Source organism: Comamonas kerstersii (genome assembly GCF_008801935.1).
Classification (GTDB): domain Bacteria; phylum Pseudomonadota; class Gammaproteobacteria; order Burkholderiales; family Burkholderiaceae_C; genus Comamonas; species Comamonas kerstersii.
The window spans coordinates 65,188-91,025 of the sequence record NZ_VZOT01000003.1; the positions used below are offsets into that span (position 1 = coordinate 65,188).

The 25,838-nt window shown below is 54.9% G+C and carries 28 protein-coding genes, 5 tRNA genes, 1 pseudogene and 1 riboswitch; of the genes and pseudogenes, 15 read left to right on the forward strand and 19 right to left on the reverse strand.

Translation table 11 applies throughout. The annotated features are described in order from the left end of the window. Positions 1 to 15 precede the first annotated feature (15 nt). Both F7P80_RS05565 and F7P80_RS05570 read right to left on the reverse strand, forming a co-directional pair. Complete coding sequence (locus F7P80_RS05565) at positions 16 to 738, reverse strand: fimbrial biogenesis chaperone (RefSeq protein WP_151043326.1); 723 nt, start codon at positions 736 to 738, stop codon at positions 16 to 18. Between the two features lie 110 nt (positions 739 to 848). Next, complete coding sequence (locus tag F7P80_RS05570; protein WP_151043328.1) at positions 849 to 1,388, reverse strand: fimbrial protein; 540 nt, start codon at positions 1,386 to 1,388, stop codon at positions 849 to 851. Positions 1,389 to 1,703: 315 nt separating this feature from the next. On the opposite strand from F7P80_RS05570, the gene F7P80_RS05575 reads away from it, so the two are divergent. Continuing rightward, on the forward strand, positions 1,704 to 2,564 hold the full coding sequence (locus F7P80_RS05575; protein ID WP_151043330.1) for a DNA ligase: 861 nt from the start codon (positions 1,704 to 1,706) through the stop codon (positions 2,562 to 2,564). Positions 2,565 to 2,691: 127 nt separating this feature from the next. Here F7P80_RS05575 and F7P80_RS05580 read toward each other — a convergent pair whose 3' ends face one another. Further along, positions 2,692 to 5,064: an arginine/lysine/ornithine decarboxylase gene (locus tag F7P80_RS05580; RefSeq protein WP_151043332.1), complete on the reverse strand. Its 2,373-nt coding sequence runs from the start codon at positions 5,062 to 5,064 to the stop codon at positions 2,692 to 2,694. Between the two features lie 156 nt (positions 5,065 to 5,220). Between F7P80_RS05580 and F7P80_RS05585 the strand changes: the two genes are divergently transcribed. The 3 genes from F7P80_RS05585 to F7P80_RS05595 all read left to right on the forward strand — a co-directional run bounded on the left by F7P80_RS05585 (position 5,221) and on the right by F7P80_RS05595 (position 6,816). Next, positions 5,221 to 5,646, forward strand: a complete 426-nt coding sequence (locus tag F7P80_RS05585) for an NfeD family protein (RefSeq protein WP_151043334.1) — start codon at positions 5,221 to 5,223, stop codon at positions 5,644 to 5,646. Positions 5,647 to 5,711: 65 nt separating this feature from the next. Next, positions 5,712 to 6,629, forward strand: a complete 918-nt coding sequence (locus F7P80_RS05590; RefSeq protein WP_151043336.1) for an SPFH domain-containing protein — start codon at positions 5,712 to 5,714, stop codon at positions 6,627 to 6,629. Positions 6,630 to 6,725: 96 nt separating this feature from the next. Next, positions 6,726 to 6,816: transfer RNA gene (locus tag F7P80_RS05595), tRNA-Ser, on the forward strand. A gap of 189 nt (positions 6,817 to 7,005) precedes the next feature. Here F7P80_RS05595 and F7P80_RS05600 read toward each other — a convergent pair. Beyond that, positions 7,006 to 7,929, reverse strand: a complete 924-nt coding sequence (locus F7P80_RS05600; protein ID WP_151043338.1) for an MBL fold metallo-hydrolase — start codon at positions 7,927 to 7,929, stop codon at positions 7,006 to 7,008. Between the two features lie 135 nt (positions 7,930 to 8,064). On the opposite strand from F7P80_RS05600, the gene F7P80_RS05605 reads away from it, so the two are divergent. The 8 genes and pseudogenes from F7P80_RS05605 to F7P80_RS05640 all read left to right on the forward strand — a co-directional run bounded on the left by F7P80_RS05605 (position 8,065) and on the right by F7P80_RS05640 (position 14,663). Then, entirely contained in the window at positions 8,065 to 8,262 is a 198-nt protein-coding gene (locus F7P80_RS05605; RefSeq protein WP_054065565.1) for a YgaP family membrane protein, read from the forward strand. A gap of 108 nt (positions 8,263 to 8,370) precedes the next feature. Further along, positions 8,371 to 9,476, forward strand: a pseudogene (locus F7P80_RS17390) (transposase). Positions 9,477 to 9,592: 116 nt separating this feature from the next. Further along, the gene (locus tag F7P80_RS05615) at positions 9,593 to 9,931 is read left to right on the forward strand and encodes an ArsR/SmtB family transcription factor (RefSeq protein ID WP_054067301.1); all 339 of its coding nucleotides are present in this window, start codon (positions 9,593 to 9,595) and stop codon (positions 9,929 to 9,931) included. Further along, a complete protein-coding gene (locus F7P80_RS05620; protein ID WP_054067288.1) occupies positions 9,928 to 10,371 on the forward strand; it encodes a YeeE/YedE family protein in 444 nt (147 codons plus the stop codon). Before F7P80_RS05615 ends, F7P80_RS05620 begins: the two co-directional genes overlap by 4 nt. Positions 10,372 to 10,396: 25 nt before the next feature. After that, complete coding sequence (locus F7P80_RS05625) at positions 10,397 to 10,810, forward strand: YeeE/YedE family protein (protein WP_077344611.1); 414 nt, start codon at positions 10,397 to 10,399, stop codon at positions 10,808 to 10,810. Between the two features lie 267 nt (positions 10,811 to 11,077). Next, a riboswitch (cobalamin riboswitch) is annotated at positions 11,078 to 11,311 on the forward strand. A 57-nt stretch (positions 11,312 to 11,368) separates the two neighbouring features. Further along, positions 11,369 to 13,282: a TonB-dependent receptor domain-containing protein gene (locus F7P80_RS05630; protein WP_151043340.1), complete on the forward strand. Its 1,914-nt coding sequence runs from the start codon at positions 11,369 to 11,371 to the stop codon at positions 13,280 to 13,282. Beyond that, a complete protein-coding gene (locus F7P80_RS05635) occupies positions 13,282 to 14,118 on the forward strand; it encodes an ABC transporter substrate-binding protein (RefSeq protein ID WP_151043342.1) in 837 nt (278 codons plus the stop codon). The genes F7P80_RS05630 and F7P80_RS05635 overlap by 1 nt, the downstream gene beginning before the upstream one ends. Continuing rightward, positions 14,115 to 14,663 carry an ATP--cob(I)alamin adenosyltransferase gene (locus F7P80_RS05640; protein WP_170265347.1) on the forward strand — a complete coding sequence of 183 codons (549 nt, stop codon included), beginning with the start codon at positions 14,115 to 14,117 and terminating at the stop codon, positions 14,661 to 14,663. The genes F7P80_RS05635 and F7P80_RS05640 overlap by 4 nt, the downstream gene beginning before the upstream one ends. A 41-nt stretch (positions 14,664 to 14,704) precedes the next feature. On the opposite strand, the gene F7P80_RS05645 is transcribed toward F7P80_RS05640, so the two are convergent. The 4 genes from F7P80_RS05645 to F7P80_RS05660 all read right to left on the reverse strand — a co-directional run bounded on the left by F7P80_RS05645 (position 14,705) and on the right by F7P80_RS05660 (position 18,807). Next, entirely contained in the window at positions 14,705 to 15,973 is a 1,269-nt protein-coding gene (locus F7P80_RS05645) for a BaiN/RdsA family NAD(P)/FAD-dependent oxidoreductase (RefSeq protein ID WP_151043346.1), read from the reverse strand. A gap of 139 nt (positions 15,974 to 16,112) precedes the next feature. Beyond that, positions 16,113 to 17,144 carry a methionine synthase gene (locus F7P80_RS05650; protein ID WP_151043348.1) on the reverse strand — a complete coding sequence of 344 codons (1,032 nt, stop codon included), beginning with the start codon at positions 17,142 to 17,144 and terminating at the stop codon, positions 16,113 to 16,115. A gap of 70 nt (positions 17,145 to 17,214) precedes the next feature. Then, positions 17,215 to 17,778 (reverse strand): FMN reductase, encoded by a 564-nt coding sequence (gene msuE, locus F7P80_RS05655; protein WP_054067300.1) that lies wholly within the window; start codon positions 17,776 to 17,778, stop codon positions 17,215 to 17,217. 45 nt (positions 17,779 to 17,823) lie between these two features. Further along, a complete protein-coding gene (locus F7P80_RS05660; protein WP_151043350.1) occupies positions 17,824 to 18,807 on the reverse strand; it encodes a putative oxygenase MesX in 984 nt (327 codons plus the stop codon). 402 nt (positions 18,808 to 19,209) lie between these two features. Here F7P80_RS05660 and F7P80_RS05665 point away from each other — a divergent pair, with 402 nt between their 5' ends. Beyond that, positions 19,210 to 20,148 (forward strand): LysR family transcriptional regulator, encoded by a 939-nt coding sequence (locus F7P80_RS05665; RefSeq protein WP_058880227.1) that lies wholly within the window; start codon positions 19,210 to 19,212, stop codon positions 20,146 to 20,148. Positions 20,149 to 20,236: 88 nt separating this feature from the next. Here the strand turns inward: F7P80_RS05665 and F7P80_RS16895 are convergent, their stop codons facing one another. After that, positions 20,237 to 20,782, reverse strand: a complete 546-nt coding sequence (locus F7P80_RS16895) for an ATP-binding protein (protein ID WP_211371998.1) — start codon at positions 20,780 to 20,782, stop codon at positions 20,237 to 20,239. Next, on the reverse strand, positions 20,766 to 22,331 hold the full coding sequence (locus tag F7P80_RS05670; protein WP_211371999.1) for an AAA family ATPase: 1,566 nt from the start codon (positions 22,329 to 22,331) through the stop codon (positions 20,766 to 20,768). Before F7P80_RS05670 ends, F7P80_RS16895 begins: the two co-directional genes overlap by 17 nt. 236 nt (positions 22,332 to 22,567) lie before the next feature. Here F7P80_RS05670 and F7P80_RS05675 point away from each other — a divergent pair. After that, positions 22,568 to 22,658, forward strand: a tRNA-Ser gene (locus F7P80_RS05675). A 193-nt stretch (positions 22,659 to 22,851) separates the two neighbouring features. Here F7P80_RS05675 and F7P80_RS17070 read toward each other — a convergent pair. From F7P80_RS17070 to F7P80_RS05685, 4 genes are read right to left on the reverse strand one after another with little or no spacing between them, the layout of a single operon-like run. Beyond that, the gene (locus tag F7P80_RS17070; RefSeq protein WP_249041391.1) at positions 22,852 to 23,142 is read right to left on the reverse strand and encodes a hypothetical protein; all 291 of its coding nucleotides are present in this window, start codon (positions 23,140 to 23,142) and stop codon (positions 22,852 to 22,854) included. A 3-nt stretch (positions 23,143 to 23,145) separates the two neighbouring features. Next, the gene (locus F7P80_RS17075; protein ID WP_249041392.1) at positions 23,146 to 23,445 is read right to left on the reverse strand and encodes an Abi family protein; all 300 of its coding nucleotides are present in this window, start codon (positions 23,443 to 23,445) and stop codon (positions 23,146 to 23,148) included. Beyond that, positions 23,442 to 23,648, reverse strand: a complete 207-nt coding sequence (locus F7P80_RS17080) for a hypothetical protein (RefSeq protein ID WP_249041393.1) — start codon at positions 23,646 to 23,648, stop codon at positions 23,442 to 23,444. The genes F7P80_RS17075 and F7P80_RS17080 overlap by 4 nt, the downstream gene beginning before the upstream one ends. 13 nt (positions 23,649 to 23,661) lie before the next feature. Next, complete coding sequence (locus tag F7P80_RS05685) at positions 23,662 to 23,889, reverse strand: hypothetical protein (protein WP_151043352.1); 228 nt, start codon at positions 23,887 to 23,889, stop codon at positions 23,662 to 23,664. A 310-nt stretch (positions 23,890 to 24,199) separates the two neighbouring features. Here F7P80_RS05685 and F7P80_RS16735 point away from each other — a divergent pair, with 310 nt between their 5' ends. Beyond that, positions 24,200 to 24,355, forward strand: coding sequence for a hypothetical protein (locus tag F7P80_RS16735; protein WP_170265348.1), 156 nt, complete (start codon positions 24,200 to 24,202; stop codon positions 24,353 to 24,355). Between the two features lie 105 nt (positions 24,356 to 24,460). Here F7P80_RS16735 and F7P80_RS05690 read toward each other — a convergent pair. The 5 genes from F7P80_RS05690 to fdx form a co-directional block, all read right to left on the reverse strand. Then, positions 24,461 to 24,535 (reverse strand) — tRNA-Val (locus tag F7P80_RS05690). Between the two features lie 6 nt (positions 24,536 to 24,541). Continuing rightward, positions 24,542 to 24,616, reverse strand: a tRNA-Val gene (locus tag F7P80_RS05695). Between the two features lie 27 nt (positions 24,617 to 24,643). Beyond that, a tRNA-Val gene (locus tag F7P80_RS05700) sits at positions 24,644 to 24,718 on the reverse strand. A gap of 26 nt (positions 24,719 to 24,744) precedes the next feature. Beyond that, on the reverse strand, positions 24,745 to 25,482 hold the full coding sequence (gene dnaQ / locus F7P80_RS05705; protein WP_151043354.1) for a DNA polymerase III subunit epsilon: 738 nt from the start codon (positions 25,480 to 25,482) through the stop codon (positions 24,745 to 24,747). 5 nt (positions 25,483 to 25,487) lie between these two features. Next, a complete protein-coding gene (gene fdx / locus F7P80_RS05710; RefSeq protein ID WP_054067298.1) occupies positions 25,488 to 25,826 on the reverse strand; it encodes an ISC system 2Fe-2S type ferredoxin in 339 nt (112 codons plus the stop codon). Between the last annotated feature and the right edge of the window lie 12 nt (positions 25,827 to 25,838).

Sequence of the window (25,838 nt, forward strand, 5' to 3'; positions counted from 1 at the left end):
GGTGGTTTTCATTTTTTATTTTGCTTTCGATTCCATCGTGACATTTGCTCCTTGATCATCAATAAATGAGTATGTCACCTTGCTTAAACCTTCGGTGGTTTTCAAACCATTCAAAGGAATGGTAATACTACCAAAAGGCGCTACCATTTGACCATCTGCCTTGTATTCTTTCCCACCAACTGCAGCCGAGACATCAGTCAAAGTAATGTAATATGGGGATGGATTTTTGATAGAAATATCCACACCATCGGCAATTTGCGTCAGACCCCATTGCATTTCAGAAGCTGCTTTACGCACATCACCGCTTAACTCTGCAGGACGGAAAAACATCTTAATACGCGTACGAAAAGTCACACGCAGTGCATTTGCATCCGTTGCATCTGCCAGCGTTGGAGGCACTTCCAGCACATTCAGCCAGAACAGACTTTCACGGTCTTTAGGCAAAGGCTCCTTGTTGTAGATAATGCGAATAGACTGCGTTTTCTCTGGATTCAGACGAAAAATAGGAGGAGTCAACACAAAAGGCGTCTCATCCGTATCCAAAGTCTTCAGGTCATCACCACGGTCCATCCAGGCCTGAACCAGCGCTGGCTGCGACCCTGTATTCTCCGCAACAATCGTCACATCCTTGCTGTTTGCAGGATAAACAATACGTGTACCCTGCAGAATCACAGAGGCAGAGGCCAAGGAAGCAGATAGTGCCAATGCACCTGCAACCAGGTATTTCAATTTCGTCATAAAATCTCCTTGTTTTTCCCAATAAATTTATTGACTACGTTCTACAACGTTCGCATGATTTGCACAAAACTACGACAAATCTATGCATACTATTAAATCTTCAAATGTATTTATGGATAAATAATGGTGTACTCAGTGGCACTTTGCACTGCACCCGCTTCAGCAGCACCAGTTGCATAGTATTCTGCAAAATAGGTAAGACTTGCATTACCATTTTGAACTGGAACCACTTGACTGGATTGACCAGTCACACCTTCACTGAGCTTAATTACGCTCAAATTGCTATTCATCAGCTGAATCTCAACATTACTGTTTGGATTAATACTGTTAATGAGTCGGTTATCTGTCATGCTGGTATAGCTACCAGGCTCAAAATAAACACTAACCTGTTTCAGACCTTCATCACATTCTGACAAGCTAATGTTGAATGGTGTTCGCCCTGCCGTTTTACCAGCGCTATTGAGTGTCTGAACAGAGACTGTAGGTAATGTCACCTGAAAATCAGGCTGTCCATTATTAATTTTGCAGGTTGCGCTGGTAATTTTTCCCACAAAAGTAATTTCACCATCTGCTGCAAAAGCTGTTCCTGCAATAAACCCAAGAGATAAAATCAAAGCGCTCTTGGTGAGGGCCTGATGGACTTTCTTCATAAAATTCCCTTTCTTTATAAAACCCCAATATCTGGGGCCGCTAAAAATAGTAACAACTAGACATAAAATTTTTGTAGGACAAAGCGCAGGTGAAGAGCGGGCATTCCTCCTTCATTTCATGAAGTCAATTGATTCACATGTGAGTAGGACATAACGCTTCAGAAATTTTTCGCAGGAAAAACTATCAAAAACAATATATCCGAATAAAATTCAATATTTATTTTTTTTGTCCATGGAATATGGACATACGGCATTAACACCAGCATCACAGACACACTAGCCTTGAAGCAACCAGTGCAAAAAGCCTGCTTCAAGATGTCTGTACTACGTCTACTCTCCTTATGGATAGCATCATTTGCGCTCTGCCTGCCTGCACAGTTAAACGCACAGAACACCCCCATTACCCTCGCCACCCCCTACCACCCCAACCTGAACCTGGCGCACTACTGGGTCAGCGAAAAATACGATGGCATTCGCGCCTACTGGAACGGCCAGCAGTTCCTCAGCCGCCAGGGCCTGCCGATTGAAGCCCCTGCCTGGTTCACGGCAGGCTGGCCTGCCTACGCCCTGGACGGTGAGCTGTGGGCCGGGCGCGGGCAGTTTGCCAAAGTGCAGTCCACGGTGGCACAAGGCAGCAAAGATGAAACAGGTTGGCAGCAGCTGCGCTACATGGTGTTTGACCTGCCGCAGCACAGCGGAGGCTTCACCCAGCGCTACCAGGCGCTGCAGCAGCTGGTACAAGGCATCGCGCAGCCCTGGGTGCAGGCTGCGCCGCAATGGCAAGTGCCGGACCACGCCACACTGATGCAGCAGTTGCGCCAGTTCAGCCAGCAAGGCGCGGAAGGCTTGATGCTGCGCCACCAGCACGCGCCCTATCGCGTTGGGCGCAGTGATGACCTGATCAAACTTAAGCTGTTTGATGACGCAGAAGCCGTGGTCATTGGCCACCTGCCCGGCAAAGGTAAATACACGGGCATGACAGGCGCGCTGCTGGTGCAGACGCCCGAGGGCCTGCGCTTTCGCATTGGCAGTGGGCTCAAGGATGCAGACCGTGCCAACCCGCCCCCGATTGGCAGCACCATCACTTATCGCTACAACGGCACGCATCCCAGTGGGGTGCCACGCTTTGCACGGTTCTGGCGTGTGCGAGAAGAGGCCACTTCACCCACCAAATAATAAAAAAGAAGCGCCTTGCGCTGATTCTGTAAAGGTTTCAGATAGTTTTCTACCTGAAACACTTATGAATCAAGCGCAAGGCGCTTTTATTTTTGAAGGGCAATGCCCTTGCTGATCTTGGCTGAGCTTATTTGGCAGCCGTCTTGCGGGGCGCGGCTTTCGCGCGAAGCTTGGCTGCGGGCTTCACGGCAGGCTGCTCTTGCGCCACGCAGTCTGCGTAGTAGTGCACTTCGCCCTTTTCGTCCTCGATTTCCACCAGGCCATGGATATCGGTTTCAAAGCCGGGGCACTCCTTGGCAAATTCGCGCGCGAACAGCAGGTAGTCCACGATCTTCTTGTTGAAGACTTCACCGGGAATGAGCAGCGGAATGCCGGGAGGGTAAGGCGTGACCAGACCCACGGTGATACGGCCTTCCAGGTGGTCAATCTCCACACGCTCGGTCTTGCGCTGCGCGATGTGGGCGTAGGCGTCCGAGGGCTTCATGGCTGGCTGCAGATCAGACAGGTACATCTCTGTCGTCAGGCGCGCAATGTCGTACTTGGCGTACAGCTCGTGCACGTGCTGGCACAGGTCACGCAGGCCCATGCGCTCGTAGCGGCGGTGCTGCTGCACAAACTCGGGCAGGATGCGCAGCAGTGGCTGGTTGCGGTCGTAGTCGTCCTTGAACTGCTGCAGCGCAGCCAGCATGGTGTTCCAGCGGCCCTTGGTGATGCCGATGGTGAACATGATGAAGAAGGAGTACAGGCCGGTCTTCTCCACCACCACACCGTGCTCGGCCAGGTACTTGGTCACGATGGAGGCAGGAATACCCGTCTCAGCAAACTCACCATCCAGATCCAGGCCGGGCGTGACGATGGTGGACTTGATAGGGTCCAGCATGTTGAAGCCGTCGGCCAGATCGCCAAAGCCGTGCCAGTTGTCAAACAGCTTGCCGTTTTTCTTCTTGGACTTGGTCTTGGGCGCTGCGTCCTTGCCACGGATGATCCAGTCGTCCGCACGACCCACACCCTCTTCGGCCAGCTTCTCTGGGCCCCAGACCTGGAACCACCAGTCATCCTCACCAAACTCATCATCGACCTTGCGCATGGCGCGGCGGAAGTCCAGCGCCTCCAGAATGGATTCTTCCACCAGCGCAGTGCCGCCGGGTGGCTCCATCATGGCCGCGGCCACGTCGCAGCTGGCAATGATGCTGTACTGCGGGCTGGTCGAGGTGTGCATCAGGTACGCCTCGTTAAACAGGTGGTGGTCCAGCTTCTGTGTCTGCGAATCCTGCACCAGCACATGCGAAGCCTGCGAAATACCGGCCAGCAGCTTGTGGATGGACTGGGTGGCGTAGACCACCGACTCTTTCGGGCGAATGCGCTTCTTGCCCATGGCATGGTAGGTGCCATAGAAGGGGTGGAAGGCCGCGTGGGGCAGCCATGCCTCGTCAAAGTGCAGGTTGGCCACGTAGCCATCGAGCATCTGCTTGATGGTCTCGGTGTTGTAGAGCACGCCGTCATAGGTGGACTGCGTCAGCGTCAGCACGCGGGGCTTGACCGCCTTGGCATCCACACCCTTGAGCAGCGGGTTGGCCGCAATCTTGGCCTGGATGGATTCCACACTGAATTCGCTTTGCGGAATCGGGCCAATGATGCCGAAGTGGTTGCGCGTGGGCTTCAAGAACACCGGAATCGCACCCGTCATGATGATGGAGTGCAGGATGGACTTGTGGCAGTTGCGATCGACCACCACCACGTCACCCGGCGCCACAGCATGGTGCCAGACGATCTTGTTCGATGTCGATGTGCCATTGGTCACGAAGTAGCAGTGGTCGGCATTGAAGATGCGCGCCGCATTGCGCTCCGACTCGCCAATCGCGCCGTTGTGGTCCAGCAGCTGACCGAGCTCTTCTACCGCATTGCACACGTCGGCACGCAGCATGTTCTCGCCGTAGAACTGGTGGTACATCTGGCCCACAGGGCTCTTCAGAAACGCCACGCCGCCGGAGTGACCGGGGCAGTGCCAGGAGTACGAGCCGTCTTCCGCATAGTCCAGCAGCGCCTTGAAGAACGGCGGCTGCACGCCTTCCAGATAGGCCTTGGCTTCACGGATGATGTGCTTGGCCACGAATTCCGGCGTGTCCTCAAACATGTGAATAAAGCCGTGCAGCTCACGCAGAATGTCGTTGGGCAGGTGGCGCGCGGTCTTGGTCTCGCCGTAGATGTAGATCGGCACCTCTTCATTCTTGCGGCGCAGCTCGCCAATGAAGCTGCGCAAGCTGTGAATGATGGGGTCTTCGTCATGGCCCGTCAGCTCCTCATCGTCAATCGACAGGATGAAGGCGCTGGCCCGACTTTGCTGTTGCGCAAACTGACTCAGATCACCATAGCTGGTCACCCCCAGCACTTCAAAACCTTCGGCCTCAATCGCCTGAGCCAAAGCGCGGATGCCAAGACCAGACGTATTGTCGGAGCGGTAATCCTCGTCAATGATGACGATGGGAAAGCGGAATTTCATGCGCAACCCTTTGTAATCGGGAACAATAAAGATCGGATAGCCGCGCAGTGTAAGTAATATCGTGTGCAAATCTGTGAATTCTGCCCACTAAACCTCAATTTCCGGGCAAATTCTCAAAGCGGTCTCTTGCACCAATATCTATAGGGAGAAGAACACATGGCGACCAGTACCTGGTGGTGGGTTTTCACAGGCATCACCATTGTGGCCGAGCTGCTCACCGGTGGCATTTATCTGCTGATGATTGCACTCGGTCTGGCCTGCGGTGCCATCGCAGCACACCTGGGCCTGAGCCTGCCACTGCAGATCATGATCGCAGCCGCAGTGGGCATGCTGTCCGTGCTGGTGTGCCGCCGTCTGCGTGCGCGCCGTGCCCCTGAGCTGCCCCCTTCTGCCAACCCAGACCTGAACCTTGACATTGGCGAAACCCTGCACGTGCCCGAATGGAACAGTGACGGCACAGCCCGCATCCCCTACCGTGGCAGCCAATGGACCGTGGTCCTGCGTGCAGGCAGCATGCCTGCGGCGGGGCTGTACCGCGTCATAGAGGTGCAAGGCAACCGGCTGATCGTTGACAAGGCATAAGCCCTGCTTTTGGGGCAAGCTCATGGTTGCTTCTTTTATTTGTTTTTCTTCATAAGGCCTGATCCATGGAAATCGCCATCGTCGCATTTGTGATTGCTGCCATCTTCGTCAGCATGTCCGTCAAGATCGTTCCTCAGCAGCACGCCTGGATCAAGGAGCGCTTTGGCAAGTACGCAGGCACGCTCAGCCCCGGCCTGCGCATCATCATCCCCTTCATCGAAAAAGTCGCCTACAAGCACAGCCTCAAGGAAATTCCGCTGGATGTACCCAGCCAGGTCTGCATCACCCGCGACAACACCCAGCTGCAGGTCGACGGCATTCTGTACTTTCAGGTCACTGACCCCATGCGCGCCAGCTATGGCTCGTCCAACTACATCATGGCCGTGACGCAGCTGGCTCAGACCTCGCTGCGCAGCGTAATCGGCAAACTGGAACTGGACAAAACCTTTGAAGAGCGCGACATGATCAACGCCCAGGTGGTCAACGCCATTGACGAAGCCGCGCTGAACTGGGGCGTGAAAGTGCTGCGCTACGAAATCAAGGACCTGACCCCGCCCGCAGAAATCCTGCGCGCCATGCAGGCCCAGATCACTGCCGAGCGCGAAAAGCGCGCACTGATTGCCGCTTCCGAAGGCCGCCGCCAGGAGCAAATCAACATCGCTACCGGCGAACGCGAAGCCTTTATCGCCCGCTCCGAAGGTGAAAAGCAGGCCGCCATCAACAAGGCCCAGGGTGAGGCCGCCGCCATTACCACCGTGGCAGAAGCCACGGCCCAGGCACTGGAGCGCGTGGCAGCCGCCATTCGTCAGCCCGGTGGCGAGCAGGCCGTGCAGCTCAAGGTGGCAGAAAGCGCGGTCGAGGCCTACAGCAAGGTCGCGCAGGATGCCAACACCACCCTCATCGTGCCCAGCAACATCTCTGAAGTCTCTGGCCTGATTGCCTCTGCCATGCGCGTGGTGCAGCAAGGTAAAAACGGCCAGTAAAAGCCAGTAAAAACTGGCTCTTCAGTGCAAGTTTTTTCGAAAAAATGCGCACCAAGCCAGAAAGGTGCAAAAAGCTGGCTACAATAGCGGTCTTCCGGAAGGGTGGATGAGCGGTTTAAGTCGCACGCCTGGAAAGCGTGTGTAGGTTAATAGCCTACCGCGGGTTCGAATCCCGCCCCTTCCGCCAGAATCAACAACCCCTTGCAAGCGCGAGCTTGCAAGGGGTTTTTCGTTTTCACCGCATCAGATGCAGCCTCGCATCTGCCACACGCACTTCTTTCCAAACTGCCGATTTTCTCCAGTGAATTCTCGAGGCGCTTACTCACCAAGCGCGCTCGAAGCAACACCATGGACGATCACCCCTGAGGAGTGAAAGCTACTCCGTCTCTGCTCCTTGCCAGATGCCATCTGGCGCCTGATCGGGGTCTTTGAGGAATGCATTGATGGGCACTTCGATATAGGTGCGCCCATCTGGCTGAGAAGGAGGCATGCGCCCTGCGCGCAAGTTCACCTGTACGGACGGCAAGATGAGCGTCGGCATTGCCAGGGTCGCATCGCGGCGGTTGCGCATGGCCACAAACTCCGCTTCACTGATGCCGTCGCGCACATGAATATTGCCGGCCTTTTGCTCTGCCACCGTGCACACCCAGGCAGCGGCACGATGGGCAGGCGGGTAGTCATGACACACATGAATACGGGTGTCTGCAGGCAGGCTCAAGATGCGCTGTATAGAGCGATACAGCACTGCAGCATCCCCACCGGGAAAGTCGGCACGTGCGGTGCCCACATCGGGCATGAACAAGGTGTCGCCCACAAACACATCACCCCCAACCAGATAGGCCATATCGGCAGGCGTATGCCCGGGCACGAGCATGGCTGTTACGGCCAGACTGCCCACATGAAACACCTCTCCGTCCTCAAACAGGTGATCAAACTGGCTGCCATCGGGCAAGAAACTCCGTTCAAACAGAAAGACTGTGCGGAAGATTTTTTGCACCTGACGAATGTTGGCCCCGATGGCAATCTTGCCGCCCAAGTGGTGGCGAATGTGTTGCGCCCCCGAGATGTGGTCAGCATGGGCATGGGTTTCCAGAATCCATTCGACCTGCCAGTTCTGGCTGCGCACATATTCAATGATGCGATCGCTGCTGGCGCTGGTGAGGTTGCCTGACTTGGCGTCAAAGTCCAGCACGGAGTCAATCACGGCGACCTTGCCGGTACTGGGATCTGCCAGCACATAGCTGACCGTGCCAGTGACAGCATCAAAAAAAGATTCGATATGTGGCTGAGGCATGTGCATGGAGCTTCCTTTGGGTGACGGACTTGCTTTTAATTTACTTTTTAATATAATATAAAAAAATAGATCGTATGCATTCACCCTCTATTCGCAGGTGACAACCATACGCCCTATGTTTTCAACAATCTGGAGACCGCAATGAAAGCAAATATCGGTGGTTGGGATCGTGTGCTGCGCATCGTGCTCGGCTTGGTGCTCATCGGACTGGCTGCGACAGGTACTGTCGGCTGGTGGGGCTGGCTGGGTGTGATTCCCTTGGTCACGGGCCTGGTTCGATTCTGCCCCTTGTACCCGCTACTCGGGTTGAACACCTGTCCGCTACGGAGCAAGAAGTAAATGGTTCATCACGGAATGTCGGGGTAGTTGCCCCTCAAACAGAAACAGCGGTGACATTTCAAGCATGATGGTTGTGCGACCAATCAACATGCAAGAAAGCACCGCTGCATGCACAAAGATACTACATGGCTGGACCTTTGGGAGGGTTTCCGGGTTATTGATGCTGACCTTCAAACACCAGGCCAAGCAGTTTTAACGCTTGAGCCGCTGCCGGGCAGTTACAAATGCAGTGCTTGTCTCAAGCCCTTGGCTCAGGTGCATGAATACGTGCAGCGCACAGTGCGAGATATGCCACTGGTGGACAGGCAGCTGCGTTTGAAGGTCAAGCTGCACAGGCTGGTCTGCCCCGATTGCGGCAAATGCCTGCAGCATGTGCCCTGGCTCGATAAGTACAGTCGTTTAACCAAGCGCTTGGTTGAGCATATCCAGCACTTATGCCAGCACATGAGCATCAAGCACGTTGCCAAGACGTTAGGCCTGCATTGGCAGACCGTGCGTGAGCTTGATGCACGCAGGCTGCAGCAACAAATTGACAGCTTGCCACCAGCGCAACCTGAGCGTCTGGTCATGGATGAGTTTGCAATGTTCAAGGGGCATCGCTACGCCAGCGTATCCAAGCTGTCGCCATGGACATGAATACGGCGTTCGACGCAGAGGTCAAGCATTGGTGTCCGAAAGCCAAGGTTGTCTATGACTTGTTCCATGTGGTGGCCAAGTATGGCCGCGAGGTTGTTGCACGCGTGCGTGTTGATGCGGCCAATGCACTGCGCGGGGATAAACGCCAGCGCAAGATGGTCAAAAGCGTCCACTGGCTGTTGCTGAAAAATAAAGCCCACTTGCGCCCTGAACAAAAGCAGCACCTGCAGCACCTGCAGCAAGTGCTACAGGCCAATCAGCCCTTGATGACGGTCTATGTGCTCAAAGATGAGCTCAAGCAACTGTGGAACTGTTCAGACCCTTGGCAGTTCAGGCGCAGCTGGAGACAGTGGCATGAGCACTGCCAGCAAAGTGGCATTGCCTGCTTGCAGCAGTTTGCCAAAAAGCTCAGCAAGTACTGGCGCGGCATACTCTCCCGTATGCGCTGGCCCATGCACACAGGTTTGCTGGAGGGTATCAACAACCGCATCAAACTCATCAAGCGCATGGCCTACGGATATCGCAACACTGAATACTTCTTCTTGAAGATCAAGGCCGCATTCCCCGGAAATCCGTGAAGAACCAAGTAAATCCGCCACAGACTGCTCTCAAAGCATTTTGGAACTAGCAAAACATTGGGCACCACAAGCGCCCAATGCTGGAAAAGATGACAAACGAAAATTTCAACGAGCCAATGACAGACATCACCAACAGTCTGGATTTGGCCAGCATGCGTGCCCATGCCAGTGAAGCGGTGAGCATGCTCAAGCTACTTGGCAATGAAGATCGCTTGATGCTGCTTTGCCAGATCTCATTACAAGAGCGCACAGTGACGGAGTTGGAGCAGCTGACAGGCATTACCCAGCCTACCTTGTCGCAGCAGCTGGGTGTGCTGCGCAGAGAAGGCCTGGTGTCGACGCGCCGCGAAGGCAAGTTCATCTGGTATCAATTGGCCGATGCTCGTGCTCTGCAGCTTATGCAAGTGGTGCATCAATTGTTTTGCGGCCCTGCCGCGCATGGAGCTCAGTCATGAGTATTTATTGGGAAGCTTTTACGCCGTGGTCGTCCTTGGCGGGCGGGGTGTTGATTGGATTAGCCGCCGCTTTGATGGTGGTGTTGCTGGGCCGCATTGCTGGCATTAGCGGTATTTTGGGAGGCTTGCTGCAGAAGGCCACATGGGGCTCAGTGCGCCAGTGGGGTTGGCGTGCAGCCTTTGTAGCGGGCATGCTGCTTGCACCGCTGCTGTGGCAGATGTTTGCTCCACTGCCAGCCATGCAAATGCCCTCCAACCCCATGCTGATCATCAGCGCAGGCTTGCTGGTAGGTTTCGGCACGCGACTAGGTTCGGGCTGTACCAGTGGCCATGGTGTATGTGGTTTGTCGCGTTTGTCCATTCGCTCATTGGCCGCCACGTTGATGTTCATGGCCACAGGCGTGGCGACAGTGTTCATCATGCGCCATGTAGTGGCTTGAACAGCAAAGAAAAAGGAGTCACACCATGATTGCAATCGCTGCATTGATTGCGGGTTTAGTGTTCGGTTTGGGGCTGATCCTCTCCGGCATGGGCAACCCCGCCAAAGTGCAAAACTTTCTGGATATTTTTGGCACCTGGGACCCCTCGCTGGGCTTGGTGATGGGCGGTGCTATTGCTGTAGGCCTGATTGCCTTTACCTGGGCTAAGCGCCGCAAAACCTCGGCACTGGGTGAGCCCATGCAGCTACCAACGGCCACGGTAGTAGATCGCAAGCTGCTGACGGGCGCCGCCATGTTTGGCGCTGGCTGGGGCCTGGCAGGGTTTTGCCCCGGCCCTGCCGTGATGAATCTGGCCACCCTGCAGATGGAGGTCTGGCTGTTTGTAGCAGCCATGCTGGCAGGAATGGTGCTGCAGCATGTCACAGCCAAAAACCGTTGATAGCCAACACTGTCGCAGCAGCAAAAAAACTCCGTGGGGCTGAAGCAGCCCACAGCCTGCCGTTCAGGCGGTCAGCACACAAGACTGAGCAATGCCGCTGCCCTGCAGTAGCTATCGAGGCATAGCCACCGCTGAGGTTATGCCAAGCACCTCACTGCATTGACGAACTGCAACAACACCGCTGAAACACGCAAAAACCGGGTGATGCTGTGCCATATGGCAACAGTCATCGCCAAGTCAGGCTGCACAACACTGTTTTGCGCTCTAGAATCCACGCTGATTTCTGGTGCTCGCGTGGCCGTTCAGGCCATGCTGATAAACGAGAAACATGGAGGTTCTGCGCTCTACAGCGCCTTACCTTGCATGTACTGCCCCCGCAACAGTGTGTGCACAGGTCGTAAGACCAGCCTGTCGTTCCACAGCCACTGAAGCCTCGTGCTTTGGGAAGGCTTCGACAGTCGGTGCATCAGTCTGGATACCGGCCAGAAATTGGTTCGAGGCAGCCGCCCTGCGCAGCTGCCCCGGTGGTTTTGTGACGCACATGCGGGGACGCTGTGCGTGCAGCTCAAAATTTTTATGTCTCTCCAAACCTCCTTGAAGCAGGGTGCCGTGGGCACGTCTGCGCGTTTTGCTTTAGCTGTGGTTACGATAACCGCTACGGCCTTGACACAAAAGGTCGCCGCAGAAGAAGCGCGCATGAATCCCACGGTTGTGACGGCGACCCGCTCCGAAACAAAACTGGACGAAACTTTGGCCGACGTGCGTGTGATCACACAAGAACAAATAGGGAATTTTGCTGGACGCTCTTTGGCTGAAATCATGCAACGACTGGCTGGCGTCCGTATGTCAAGCAATGGAGGACGGGGCAATACACAGTCCTTCACGATTCGTGGAAGTGACCAAGTAATTTTGCTTATCGATGGAGTGCGTTTTGGCTCGGCCACAATGGGAACTCCCACTCTAGCTAGCCTTCCGATCGAACAAATCGAACGCATTGAAGTAGTACAAGGCCCCGCCTCAGCTCTGTATGGCAGTGATGCCATTGGAGGCGTGATTCAAATTTTTACCAAACAAGGTAAAGGTGCCAAAAAAGCCTTTAAACCGCATGCCGACATTACCTGGGGCAGTGCTGGCTACAAAGATGCCAATGCTGGGTTTATTGGCACCCAGCAAGGCTGGAACTACAGTTTGAATGTATCCCGCGTGCTCGATCCTGGATTTTCTTCAACGAACAAAAAAGCCGGCCCCAAACATAGTCCAGATAAAGATAAATTTAACCAAACGGCTGTCAGTGCCAGCCTGGGTTACGCATTCAATGATGCTTGGCGCTTAGATGCCAATCTACTGCAAGCCCAAAGCTATGCTGAGTTTGATAATGCGGACTACAACAATTTGCTTCAAGATGCATGGCTTAATTCACAAGCCGGGACACGCTCCTTGAAGCTATCCGGTGTTGTGAGTCCTACGTGGAAAACCCATCTGAGCTTAGCTCGCTCTATGGACAAGCAAAGCAACCAATATCACACCATATCAACCAATACGCGCCACAGTGATAAGTTCAACACCACTCAAGACGAAATCCAGTGGGGTAATGAAATAAAAACGGCAGCAGGTATCGTTGTCGCTGGTTTTGACCATTTAAAACAAAAAATAGATACGTCTACCCCATTTGACACCACCAGCCGTACCACGAATGCTGTCTACGCAGGTGTGAATGGTAGTCACGCAGGCCACTCTTGGCAGATCAATTTGCGTCGAGATGACAACTCTCAATACGGTGGTTACAACACCTGGGGGCTGACCTATGGTTATGAAATTTTTTCTTCTCTCAAAGCACATATCAGTCGCTCCAGCAGCTTAACTGCGCCTACTTTCAATGACCTGTACTACCCAAGAAGTGGAAATCCTCTGCTGCAGCCTGAAACAGCAAAAAGCAATGAAATTGGTCTTGCATGGGATATTGGTGTACACAATCTTAAGTTGGTAGGTTTTGATAACAAAGTTAAAAACTTGATTGCTTGGGCACCTTCCGATCCAGCAGATCCAAATAACAGCCCTTGGTTTCCCGCCAACGTTAATCAAGCACAGCTCAAGGGCTGGTCACTGCTATATAGCGTCAGCGGCACGCATTGGAATTTGAATGCAAATTACGAGCGATTAAATGCCCACGATGGTTCCGGCTTACCTCTATACAACCTAGCTAAAGATCAAGCCAGCGTTGCACTTGATGCTTACTGGGGGGCTTGGAAGATAGGTGCATCTGCACTACATGTTGGCAAGCGTCAGCGCTCTACAGCCGCTTATCTTCCTAGTTACACCACAGTAGATGCCTATGCCGAATACCAGCTTGCCAAAGATTGGGCGCTACAAGCACGTGTGGCTAACCTGACTGACAAGGAATACGAAACCGTTTATGGCTACAACCAACGTGGCCGCGCTGGTTATCTGACACTCAAATGGGCCCCTAAATAATGTCCACGCTGCGCATCTACAGCGCAGCGTGCCTTGTGACCCTGTCCGCCCTTTATGGGCAGGCATGGGCCCAGGCACAGCGCGTGATCTCTTTACTGCCTTCTGCTACGGAGGCAGTTTGTGTTTTAGGGGCCTGCGATCGCCTCGTAGGTGTGGATGATTTCTCGCTGGACCCGCCAGAAGTTGCCAAGCTCCCACGGCTGGGAAAAACCTGGCAACCTCGTCTCGAAGAAATTGTTCAGCTACAGCCCGATCTGGTACTGGTGGGTCGCGCTCCACAAGTAATTCAAAAGCTGCAGGCACTGGGCCTGAATGTGCAGGAAGTCGATGCCTTATCAATAGAGGAAGTCCGCAGCGTCTTGCAGCGCTTAGATGGTCTACTGGACACGCAGGCTGCACCAGCGGTGATTGCCGCCATGGACCAAAAGCTCGATGCATTGCGCGAGCAAGCTGCAAAAATTCCAGCACAGCGTGTCTATATCGAGCTTGATGCTGCGCTTTACAGCGCCGCGCCAGACTCCTTTATTGGTGAGTTGTTAGCACTTCTGGGGGCGCAGAACATTGCAGCAGCATCGACCACAGCTTACCCCAAGCTCTCGCCTGAATATGTGGTCCAGCATGCGCCGGAGCTGATCATCCAGACCTATTCCCAAGGGGCACACGCAGTGCACACACGCCCCGGCTGGCACCGAATTCCTGCGCTCCAGCACGGCCGCATATGTCCCCTGACCGCCGAAGAGCGCCGCATTGCGACGCGACCTGGCCCACGCCTGGCGGAGGCGGCAGAGATTTTTCTGCGCTGCCTGCGCATGCCCTACCGCGAAAGAACCCCATGAAACTCAGCAAAAACTGGGATGAAGTCTGCTACCCCTTTATTCACCAGACCTCTTACCTGTGCGACTTTGAAGTCACCACCGATGAGCTATGTGCGTTGATTGGCAGCGCCATTGCAGCCATGCCCGATGACATGCAAGACATGCGCCAGGACCTTGAAACGCTGCAGCCCCTGGCTTTTCACATCAATGGCTCCATCCGTGGACGTCTTGCTGTGACCGAAAACGACCAGCAATGGCTGCTGGGCAGACTGCAGCACTACCGCACCGAGGTTGGTGAGCGTGAACATATTTTTGTGCTGCCTCGCGGCACTGCCCCCGTGCCACAACTGCACCAGGCACGATCTGCCGCCAAAAAGGCGATTCGCTGCATGGTGCGTGTGGAGGAGGAAGGGCAAAAGACCGTGCCAGACATCCTGCCACGCATGTGCAATACGCTGTGCAATCTGTTTTTCTTGATGACACTGGTCGTCAATCAACGCCGTGGTGTCGAAGCAGTCCCATTCACGAGCAAGAGCTATGGAAAGCCAGCCTCATCTGCGGACTGAACGGCATCGACCAGTGCTTGAGCGAACGTGCCGAAGCCTTGTTATTGATCGTTCGCAGGCTGCTGTGCCATGGCCTGCGCACACGCAAAAGCACTGGCCCAAGCCCACTGGAAGTTATAGCCACCCAGCCAGCCTGTGATGTCAACGACTTCACCAATGCAATACAGGCCAGACTGAGATTTAGCCTCCATGGTTTTTTGCGACAAGGCTTTGGTGTCAATGCCACCCAAAGTCACTTCCGCTTTTTTATAGCCTTCTGAACCACTGGGCGTGATTTCCCAGCGGGACAATTTCTCTGCCAACGCAGCCAGCGCTTTATCGCTGACCTCATTGATCGGACGTTGCAGCTCAGGCCGCTGTGCGGTCCAGGCATCCGCCAAGCGACCGGGCATATAGGCAGACAACTCGTTCGCGACGAGCTTGCGAGAGCAGCTTTTGGCTTGCTGCAGTAATTCGCCCACATCGCTACCAGGTAGCAGATTGATTTTGAGCGGAGTGCCTTCTTTCCAGTAGCTGGAAATTTGCAGCACCGCTGGGCCAGACAAACCACGGTGCGTGAACAGCAAATCCTCTTGGAAAGTCACTCTCTCTTTTTGGCTGCCCGTACTGATCTCCACGTTCAGCGCCAGGCCAGCCAGCTGTGCATAAGGCTGCCAGTGCTCGCCATCAAAGGTCAGAGGCACCAGGCCTGGGCGGCGCTCTACCAAAGGCAGGCCAAACTGCTGTGCCAGACGGTAGCCAAAGTCTGTGGCGCCAATTTTGGGGATCGACAGGCCACCCGTGGCCAGCACCAGGCACCGTGCATGAACAACACCGCGATCCGTGTGCACTGCATATTTGCGGCTGTGTGCCTGGGCTGGATCAAACGCCACTTTCTTTACGCTGCACGGCTGCCAGCGCTGTACGTGACCAGCCTGGCATTCCGCCAAGAGCATCTGAATGATGTCCTCGGCACTACGGCTGGCAAACAACTGCCCCTTGTGCTTTTCTTCATAGGCAATGCCGTGCTTGTCCAGCAAGGCGATGAAGTCGTTAGGCGTATAGCGAGACAGCGCAGAGCGGCAAAACTGGGGGTTTTGACCCACATAGTGTTTGTGTGGGGCGCGCACATCCAAGTCCCGGTTCGTAAAGTTGCAGCGCCCACCACCTGAGATACGGATCTTCTCTGCCACCTTCTCCGCATGATCAATCAGCAGCACCTTCAGGCCCAGTTGTCCGGCTTGTGCCGAACAGAACAAACCGGCTGCCCCCGCTCCCAGGATGATGGCGTCAAAGTCAGTTTCAGCGGATGGATAGGTTGCAGCAGTCATAAATCAGGGCGTTGCAGGGACAGGAATCCCAAGTAAAACGAGGCGGCAGTTTAGCCAAACCTCCGATCACTTGTGCATCACCGGTAGTTCGTTGCGCGCCCGGCTGATTGAGCTGCCTGAACAAAGCAGCTTCAGCCCATCACAATGACTTCACCGCAAGCCGCTCCTTGGCAAGCTGGGTACCAGCAGCCAGGGCTTTCAGCTTGCGCCATGCCACATCGCGCCCCATCGGTGCCAGGCCACAGTTGGTGCAAGGTAACAAGTGTTCCTTAGGCACAAACTCCAGCGCCTTGGAGATGGTGTCTGCGACCTCCTCAGGTGTCTCCACCACATCGCTGGCCACATCGATCACGCCCACCAGCACGTCCTTGCCCACCAGCAGTTTCATCAGTTCAGGAGGCACATGGGAGTGGATGCACTCCAGACTCACCTGGTCAATGCTGCTGCGCGCCAGTGCGGGGAACACCTCTTCGTACTGCCGCCACTCTTCACCCAGGGTGCTCTTCCAGTCGGTATTGGCCTTGATGCCGTAGCCATAGCAGATATGTACCGCTGTGGTGCAGGTCAAGCCTTGTGCGGCACGCTCAAGTGCCTGTACACCCCAGTCTGCGGCGTCCTTCATATAGACATTGAATGCAGGCTCATCAAACTGGATGATGTCAACGCCATCCGCCTGCAGCGCCAGGGCTTCCTGATTCAGCAATTCGGCAAAAGCAAAAGCCAGCTTGATCTTGTCACCGTAGTAATTGTCTGCCACGGTGTCGATGATGGTCATGGGTCCAGGCAAGGTGAACTTGAGCTTCTTTTTCGTATGAGCGCGCGCCAGCTGCGCTTCAAAGGCATGAACGCGGCCCTTCAGGCGCAGCGCCGACACCACCTGCGGCACCATGGCGTCATAGCGGTTGTTACGAATGCCCATCTTGACCTTGTTCTCAAAGTCAATGCCCTCGACTTGCTCCAGAAAGCCATGCACAAAGTGCTGCCTGGACTGTTCGCCATCGCAAATGATGTCCAGGCCCGCATCTTCCTGGGCTTTGATCCACAGCAGGGTGGCATCCGCCTTGGCTTGCAGCAGTGCATCGCCTTCCGCTTTCCACTGCGGCCAGAGCTTGTTGGTTTCTGCCAGCCAGGCTGGTTTTGGCAAACTGCCTGCAATAGAAGTCTCAAACATCAGGGTTCCTCTCAAACAATAAACAAAAAGTGGGGGGCGCTCCCCTGTATGGAGAGCGCGAAGTGAGCACTCAGGGAGTCACCGCTGGTGCGCGGCATATGAGTTCAATCACAGGCAATGCCCGATCCACGGACAACTGGGCACGCTCCAGCAAGGCTGCGCTGTGCAGGCGATGGCTCTCAAAATCGCTGTCTGTCGCATAAACGCCCAGCGGCAAAGTGCGCGCCTGAAAAAAGCTGAACAAGGGCCGCAGCTGGTGATCAATCATCAAGGCGTGACGCTGACTGCCGCCTGTGGCAGCCAGCAGGATCGGTTTATCGATCAAGGCATCCTGATGGATCAAGTCAAAAAAGTGCTTGAACATGCCGGTGTAAGAGCCCCGAAAGACCGGGGTAACCACTACCAGAACATCTGCTTGCTCCACTTCCTCCAGCGCTTGCTCCACCACACCTGGCACTTGAGCGCGCCATGTCGTGCCCGCTAACTGCGGCACCAGCGTGCCGAGGACGGTCAACCGTGGTTCAACAGGCAGCTTCTGGGCCATCAAGTGCAGCAAATGTTCTGCCAGAACTGTGGATTTGGAGCTTTGCTGCACCCCACCAGAGATCGCAACTACACGCAATGGGCGCATGATGGCTCTTTCATAAATATGTATCTCAGCGCTATCCATGCACGGCGTTTAAACCTGTACATGCGAAGCCCATTGCGCAAGGATTTTTTCGTAGGGCTTGATAAACCATGCTTCGGTCAACTTGCCCTGATTGACGGCCAATTGGTTGCGCTCTTCACGGTCGTAGAAAATCTGCGTCAATGAATAGTCGGTATGCTTCAAGCTAGGTTGAAAGCGTGTAGCAGCTGGGGCATTGGCGTTATAAATCTCAGGGCGATAGATCTTCTGGAAAGTTTCCATGACGCTGATGGCCGCAATCATCTCCAGATTGGCATAATCTGCAAGCAGATCGCCAATAAAATAAAAAGCCAGAGGTGCAGCACTGTTTGCAGGCATGAAGTAACGTACCTTCATACCCATTTTCTCAAAATACCTGTCTGTGATGGATGGAGCATCCTGGGTGTACTCCATGCCAAGCACAGGATGATGCGTACCCGTGCGGTAATAAGTTTTACCAGCAGCAATGCTCAGACAAATCAGCGGATAGTTCCTGAAATTTTCCTGGTAAGCCTTGGAGTTCAGAAAGTGCTTGAACAGCTTTCCGTGCAACACACCAAATTCCTCTGGCTCACTAAACTCCGGCTTGTTTTCGTTGTGATTTTTCAGCAAGACGCTGAAGTCATAGTCACGCACATAAGACGAGAAGCTGTTGCCGCCACTGCCCTCGATGTGCAGCCCCGCTTGCCTGTCAATAATATTGGTTTTTAGTATTTCAATCAGTGGAAGCTCATGCTTTAATGCTTCCCCATTGATTTTCATATCCGCAGAAACAATTTCCAGCTCAATCGCATAGCGATCACCATTGGGGTTATCCCAGTGCGCCAGACTGTTAAAACGATTATTCATCATCTGTATCGTACGGCGCAAATTTTCCTTGCGATTTTCACCGCGCGCCAAGTTGGCAAAATTGGTGGTCAGCCTGGTTTTATTCGATGGCTGATAGTTCTCATCAAAAATGAACTTTTCAATGCTAAAAGTGAAGTCTGGATACATGGTCGTCTTTTCCCTTCAGAATAAATTCTGAAATTTCGTGAAATTTTCTAAATCTATTTAAAACATTGAATGCAGCAAACCTGCGATATGCATGCAATGTTTTTTATTTTCAATTCTTCGCATTCAGGCAAATCCGGCTTCAAATCATGCTGGGCTGTCAATCATCGAAATGCCAGCACTACGCTCAGCAGCAGCCAAGAGCATCGGCATGTGAAACAGAGGGCAAGAACAGAACAGCGACATACAAACCTTGAGAGAAACATGAGTGCCCAGTGCAGTGCAAGCTGCAACAAGGAATGCATGAATACTATAAAAGTTATATCTTGCAGTAAAACGAGAATTTTTCAGATAAACTTGAGGAAAACTAATAGCCTTAAGTTTTCGCACCAACGACCTGCTGTGATCCTCTCCCCTTTTCTGGAGCTGCGCCATCTGCGTACGCTCTGCGCCCTGCAAGAAACCGGCAGCCTGGCTCGCGCTGCGCAGATGCTCAACGTTACCCAGTCTGCGCTATCTCACCAGATCAAATTTCTGGAAGAGCGCTACGGCAGCCCGCTGTTTGAGCGCAAATCCAGCCCGCTGAAGTTCAGTGCCATTGGCGAACGCCTGCTGGAACTGGGGGCCCATATCCTGCCCGAGGTTGAACAGGCGGAACGCGATGTGCTGCGCCTGTCGCAAGGTGGCGGTGGCACGCTGCGCATCGTGGTGGAGTGCCATACCTGCTTTGACTGGCTCATGCCCGCCATGGATGTCTTCCGCCAGCGCTGGCCGGATGTAGAGCTGGACATCGTCTCCGGCTTTCACCCCGACCCCGTGGCGCTCATCCTGCAAAACCGGGCAGAAGTCGCCATCGTGGGCGATCCCGATGAGGATGACCCCGTCGTCTACCACCCGCTGTTTCGCTATGAAATGCTGGCGCTGATTGCCAAGCAGCACCACCTGTCTGAGCGCAGCTACCTGCAAGCGCAGGACTTCGCCAGCGAAGTGCTCATCAGCTACCCCATCCCTGACGATATGCTGGACATCATGCGGCAAGTGCTCATCCCTGCCGGAGTCACCCCCGCAGGGCGGCGCACCAGTGAGCTCACGGTGGCCATGCTGCAACTGGTGGCCAGTGGCCGCGGCATTGCTACCTTGCCGATGTGGACGGTGCAAAGCTATCTGGAAAAAGGCTATGTAGCCGCCAAGCCCATTACGCCCAACGGTCTGCATGCACACCTGTATATGGCCAGCAGCCCTGAAGTGGCACAGCGCCCGTGGATGCAGGATTTTGTGCGCATTACCCGGGAATGCACTTACAAGGCATTGCCGGGCATTGAACTGCTGCATCCGAAGCCGTAGCAGCCAAATTTTCATAGCAAAAACACATGCTAAGGCTTATGTATCAGGCGCTGACAGCTATTAAAACTATATAAACCTCAGCACTTGTTTACACAAACCCCATCGACCGGCCAGCACCTTGCTTGACCGCGCATTCCGCTTCCAGCGCTGCAATCAGGCTGGCCGCGCTGCGCACTGGGCGAAACCGGCTCTGGCGCACTACCACGGCAAAGTCACCTGGCGTCAGGCTGTGCAGTCGCGCCAGCTGTGCGCGCTCTGCGTCTGAAGGCGCAGGCAGCTGCATGCGTTCGCACTGAGCGCACAGCAGTGCCCAGGCTTGCTGTGGCTGCAGAAAGTCAAACTTCACTTTCAGGTCAAAACGCCGCAGTGCAGCCTGATCCAGCCCGTCCATGAGATTGGTCGAAGCAATGAACACCCCCGGAAAAGCTTCCATCTGCGTGAGCATTTCATTGACCAGGCTCACCTCCCTGCCACGCTGTGCGCCACGGCGGTCCTGCAAGAAGCTGTCCACCTCATCCATCATCAGCACCGCCTGCTCCGACTGCGCATCCCCAAATGCCCGCGCAATGTTCTGCTCACTCTTGCCCGCATAGGGCGAAATCAGATCCGACACCCGCTTAACCGTCAGCGGCATGCCCAGCTGCTCTGCCAGCCAGCAGCCATAGGCGGCCGGACTGTGTACCCACCAGCCCCCGAGCCACCTCCTCCAGATCAGCGTCAGCCTGGATGAATGCAGGGTCATAGCCCATGGCCACATCTGCACTCCCTTGCCTGAGCGGCGTGTGGTGCCCCTGCACGCGCAAAGTGCTGCTGACCAGATGCTCAAACGCAGCAGCGGTCTTCTCCGCCCCCAGCTGCTGACTGATGGCACGTACCACCCCACCCGCCTTGGCAATCACTGCCGGAGCCAGACTGTCAACTTCTGCAATTGCCGCAATACGCGGCGCATCCAGCAAGTCACCGCAGCGCATGCGCAGCATCTGCTCACGCTGCTTTCTGGGAGGCACCGGCAGTTCAATGACCATGTCAACACGGCGCACAAAAGCTGGGTCCATGCCGCGCACTGTGTTGGAGAGCCATACCGTCGGCACCGGGTTGTCCTCCAGCATGCGGTTGACCCAGGCCTTGCGCACCTGCGCCGTGCTCTTGCGGCCAAACATCAGGTCGCCATCGTTGAAGACATCCTCAGCCTCATCAAACACCACCAGCGCCGTGCGCTGCGCAAAAAAACTCTGCGCGGCCCGAAAGGCACGCAGGCGGTGCTCTCCGTTGATGGGGTCGCCGTCTTCATCTTCGCTGGACACCTCAAACAACTCACAGCCCAGCTCCTGCGCCAGTGCACGCGCCAGTTCGCTCTTGCCTGTACCAGGCGCCCCATGCAAAAAGATGTTCACGCCACGCCGGCATGTCTGCGCCGTGTGCTGCAGATACGGCTGCAAAATGTCCAGCGAAGGCTGAATGTGCGCGTAATCAGCCAGACTGAGCGTGCCCTGCGGTGAAGGGGCAACCGTCCCTTTGAGCAAACCCAGCGGGTCCGTGTCGGCCGAGACCATCAGGTCTGCAAACACATCCGACAGCAGGTTCAGCTTGTTGCACAGCGTGCTGGCCCCTCTGCGCTCCACCGACACCAGCCCGGAGCATGCCAGAATCCCTTGTGCACCCAATGCGGTACGCACCGCAGCTTCCGGCAGCCCCAGCAGCACTGACAGCACCTGAAACACCCTGGACGACGAAAGCTGGCCCAGCAAATCCCCCGTATCGTCAAGCAGGCGTTCGTTGTGAATGACCACAACAAACGTCAGGATCTTGCAGTCCGTCTCATCCAGTCCCACCAGCTCGGCCAGCCTGTGCATATTGCGGCGCATGAATTCCGAAGCCACGGTCTGCGGCTTGCTGTCTTCAGCCTGCTGGTGCATCTGCCGCAGCGCGCGTTTGACCCGCTTGACCTCAAACTCACTGCTGCTGCCTTCGCCCCCCTTCAGATAGTCGGGCAAATCAAACTCCGCCTCATCCACCCAGTGCCCCAGACCCAGAGCAACAGCCACTGCATCATTGCGAAAACCATGTGTGCACATGAACTCACGCTGGCCGCCCAGCAGCACCAGCAAGCGCAGCATCCACAGTCTGACCAATGGGTCCAGATCCCCACTCACCCCTGAACCCGGTTTACGCCTTCTTGCCATGCTGTGTCCTCCTGAGATTGCAGCCCCAGATTCTTCACAGCACTGCGTCACGTTGTGTCGCACACCGCCTGCACAGGCACCAACTTGCATGCAAGGCCCTCAGCCCACGCACAGACACCCTGAATTTCATTGAGGGCATGAAAAACTGCGCTAGAATCTTGGTTTCGCCAAATCGCAGAGCCAATCCTCTGCAGCTGGCAAAGTTTTCGCTGATGCTGCACTGCAGCCCCAGCAACGGAAGGGTGGATGAGCGGTTTAAGTCGCACGCCTGGAAAGCGTGTGTAGGTTAATAGCCTACCGCGGGTTCGAATCCCGCCCCTTCCGCCAAAATACAAAAGCCTTGTAATTCAATGAGTTACAAGGCTTTTTTAATTTTCACCCCGAGCAAGAACACTGCCATGCCACAGACTGCACGCTCTGGATGATGTGCAAAAACCCAAAAAGGTCTAGAATCACCGTCAACACGGCCCCCTTCAGTGATGTGCTTGCACTAGCTGCTGGGGGTTTTTCTTTATCCCTCTCAGCGCAAAAGACTGGTCCAGTAAGCAGGGCGCCCGTCATCTAGTGCTTGTAGCCACTGAGCCTCCATTCCCATGCCTTGCAGCGTCAAGCCCACATGATGCAAGGGCGGAAAGCTCTCCAACAGCACCCGCACACGCTGACTCCACGAGGAATGCGGGTTAATTTGCTGCATCAAATGTTGGCAAATACACAACAGCGCAAACGGGCGTGCCACCAGCCAAGCTTTGCCGTGGAACACATCCAACGCCTGCACAGCACCTTTTTTAGGCAGCTTGGGCTGATCCACCACGTTTCAGTTCCATAAGCGGCTATGGTGGGCACAGGCATTGCGCACATAGTTCAAGCTGCGCAGCCAACTGACCATCACACTGCCGCTATCTGCTGGCAGCCCGTAAGACTTCGCAATGTCGTTCTGTTCCGGTTCTGGTAAGCCTGAAAAAAGCACAGACATACAGCCAAAATCCCACACTTCACAGGCCACCCAAATAGCCAGCGGCAAACCATATTTATTGCGGTTGTGCTGAATGAATTTTTCGCTGCTGCGCTGTATCAAGCTGTCGTGCTTCTGCAGCCACTCTGCATAGGCCGTCAATCCAGCGCGTCCAGCACTACGCGCTGGCCGTTCGCATCGCGCTGCCACTGGCGCATGTCGTGCCAGTAGCCGGAGAGGCGGTAGTAGCCAATACGCTCCAGATACTCCAGCGCCTTGGCGGCATCAGACACCTGCATGCCGCGCTGCTGCAGGATACGCAGCTGGTCCGCATAACTGGTCCAAGGTTTTACGTAGCCTGTCATGTGTACGAGGTGCTTATGCTGCTACCTGCTCCACCCATGCCTGCGCCAGCAGGTTTTCGGTCTGGCGCGCCTGGATCAGTTGTTCACGCAATTGCTGGCACAGGGCGCGCACCACGATGCGGCCATGGGCAATGGTGTATTCGCGGTAGATCTGGGTGGTTTCGCTCCAGCCTGCCTTGAGGATGGCTGGGTCAATGAATTTGGCGCGAATGTCTGCTTCGCTGAGCTGCTTCTTATCCAATGCGTGTCTCCGGCATGCCAACAGTCTGTAACTAATCATGGCAAACCACACTGCTCTTATTTTTATAGCTGCTTACGCTTGTTTTTCAAGCACTTCATGCATAAAACATCATGAAAACCTTGGAATGCAAGCGCAAGCAGCTATTTTTTTAATAGTTTGCGCCATCCACATGTCCACCCTTCTGAACTGAGGCCAACCCACACCCACTGTCGAAATGCGGGGCATCAGTGTCTGTTACAACTTTTTGTTTCATTTTTAAACAAAATTGTCGATAAGTAACAAATTCAGCACATCCAACTCCTGCAATTCGATGAAGTACTGCATTGTCAAAGTTCAAGGCATCCGCTATGTCGGTTTGTTTTCCAGCACCTGCTCGGCGGTGTCGTACGCCATGGCGCGCTTTCCTGAGGCCACCAAGATCAGCGCGCGCGCCGTGCGACGCAGCAGCCAGCGCAAGGCTGCGTGAACACCCCTTCGCACGCGCACAGACCGGCATGCGTGCGTTCTGCGCAAGAAGAAGTCCCAAAGCAAAAAACCTCCTGAACCAGGGATTCAGGAGGTTTTGCTTGACTGGTGCGTGATACATGGATCGAACATGTGACCCCTGCCGTGTGAAGGCAGTGCTCTACCGCTGAGCTAATCACGCAAATTGTGGTGGGTGATACATGGATCGAACATGTGACCCCTGCCGTGTGAAGGCAGTGCTCTACCGCTGAGCTAATCACCCGCAGCTGACATAGCTGTCAAGCTTGATTGGTGCGTGATACATGGATCGAACATGTGACCCCTGCCGTGTGAAGGCAGTGCTCTACCGCTGAGCTAATCACCCCAACCAGCAATCTGGTAAGCCTTGAATTATGTCACAGCTTGAGTGACGTTTTCGGAAACTCGCCAAATTGTTTTGCCACCAGAGGCCTTATCGACCTCGTCCAGATAGGCTTCGTGGGCAGCCAGCTCCTGCTCATTGGGCTGGAGCACAGGCAGCCGGTAGCTGCGCAGATCAATGGCAGGCGTAAATTCACCCGAAGCCTGGCCGCCATGGTCATCATCCACATCCGGCATGACCAGGGTGTTCTGCCCCCGCGTCATGTTGATGTAGACGTCTGCCAGCAGCTCCGCATCCAGCAAGGCGCCGTGCAGTTCACGGCCGCTGTTGTCCACCTCCAGGCGCGAGCACAGCGCATCCAGCGAGTTGCGCTTGCCGGGGTACAGCTCCTTGGCCATCACCAAAGAGTCCGTCACCTTGGCAACGTATTCGGTAATGGGCTTGAGCCCCAGCAGCGACAGCTCCTTGTTCAGAAAACCCACGTCAAAGGGCGCGTTGTGAATGATGAGTTCCGCACCTTGCAGATAGGCCAGGATCTCCTGCGCCTTCTCCGCAAACTTGGGCTTGTCGCTCAGAAACTCCGTCGTCAGCCCGTGCACGCGCAAGGCATCTGGATGGCTGTCGCGTTCCGGATTGAAATACAGGTGCAGGTTATTGCCTGTGAGCTTGCGGTTGACCAGTTCAACGCAGCCCAGCTCAATCACCCGGTCACCCGTTTCCGGTGACAGGCCCGTGGTTTCCGTATCCAGAACGATTTGACGCGACATAAGAATCAGTGGTTTTCTTTGGCGTGGTTGATGGAGTATTTGGGGATTTCCACCACCAGATCAGTTTGCGCAACGATGGCCTGACAGCTCAGGCGCGACTGAGGCTCCAGCCCCCATGCGCGGTCGAGCAGGTCGTCTTCGGTCTCATCGCTGGCGTTCAGCGAGTTAAAGCCTTCACGCACGATCACGTGGCAGGTCGTGCAGGCGCAGCTCATGTCGCAGGCGTGCTCGATGTTGATCTTGTTGTCCAGCAGTGCTTCGCAGATCGTTGTGCCAGCAGGCGCTTCGATCTGTGCGCCCTGTGGGCAGTATTCAGGATGGGGCAATATTTTGATGATGGGCATATCCAACGTTTC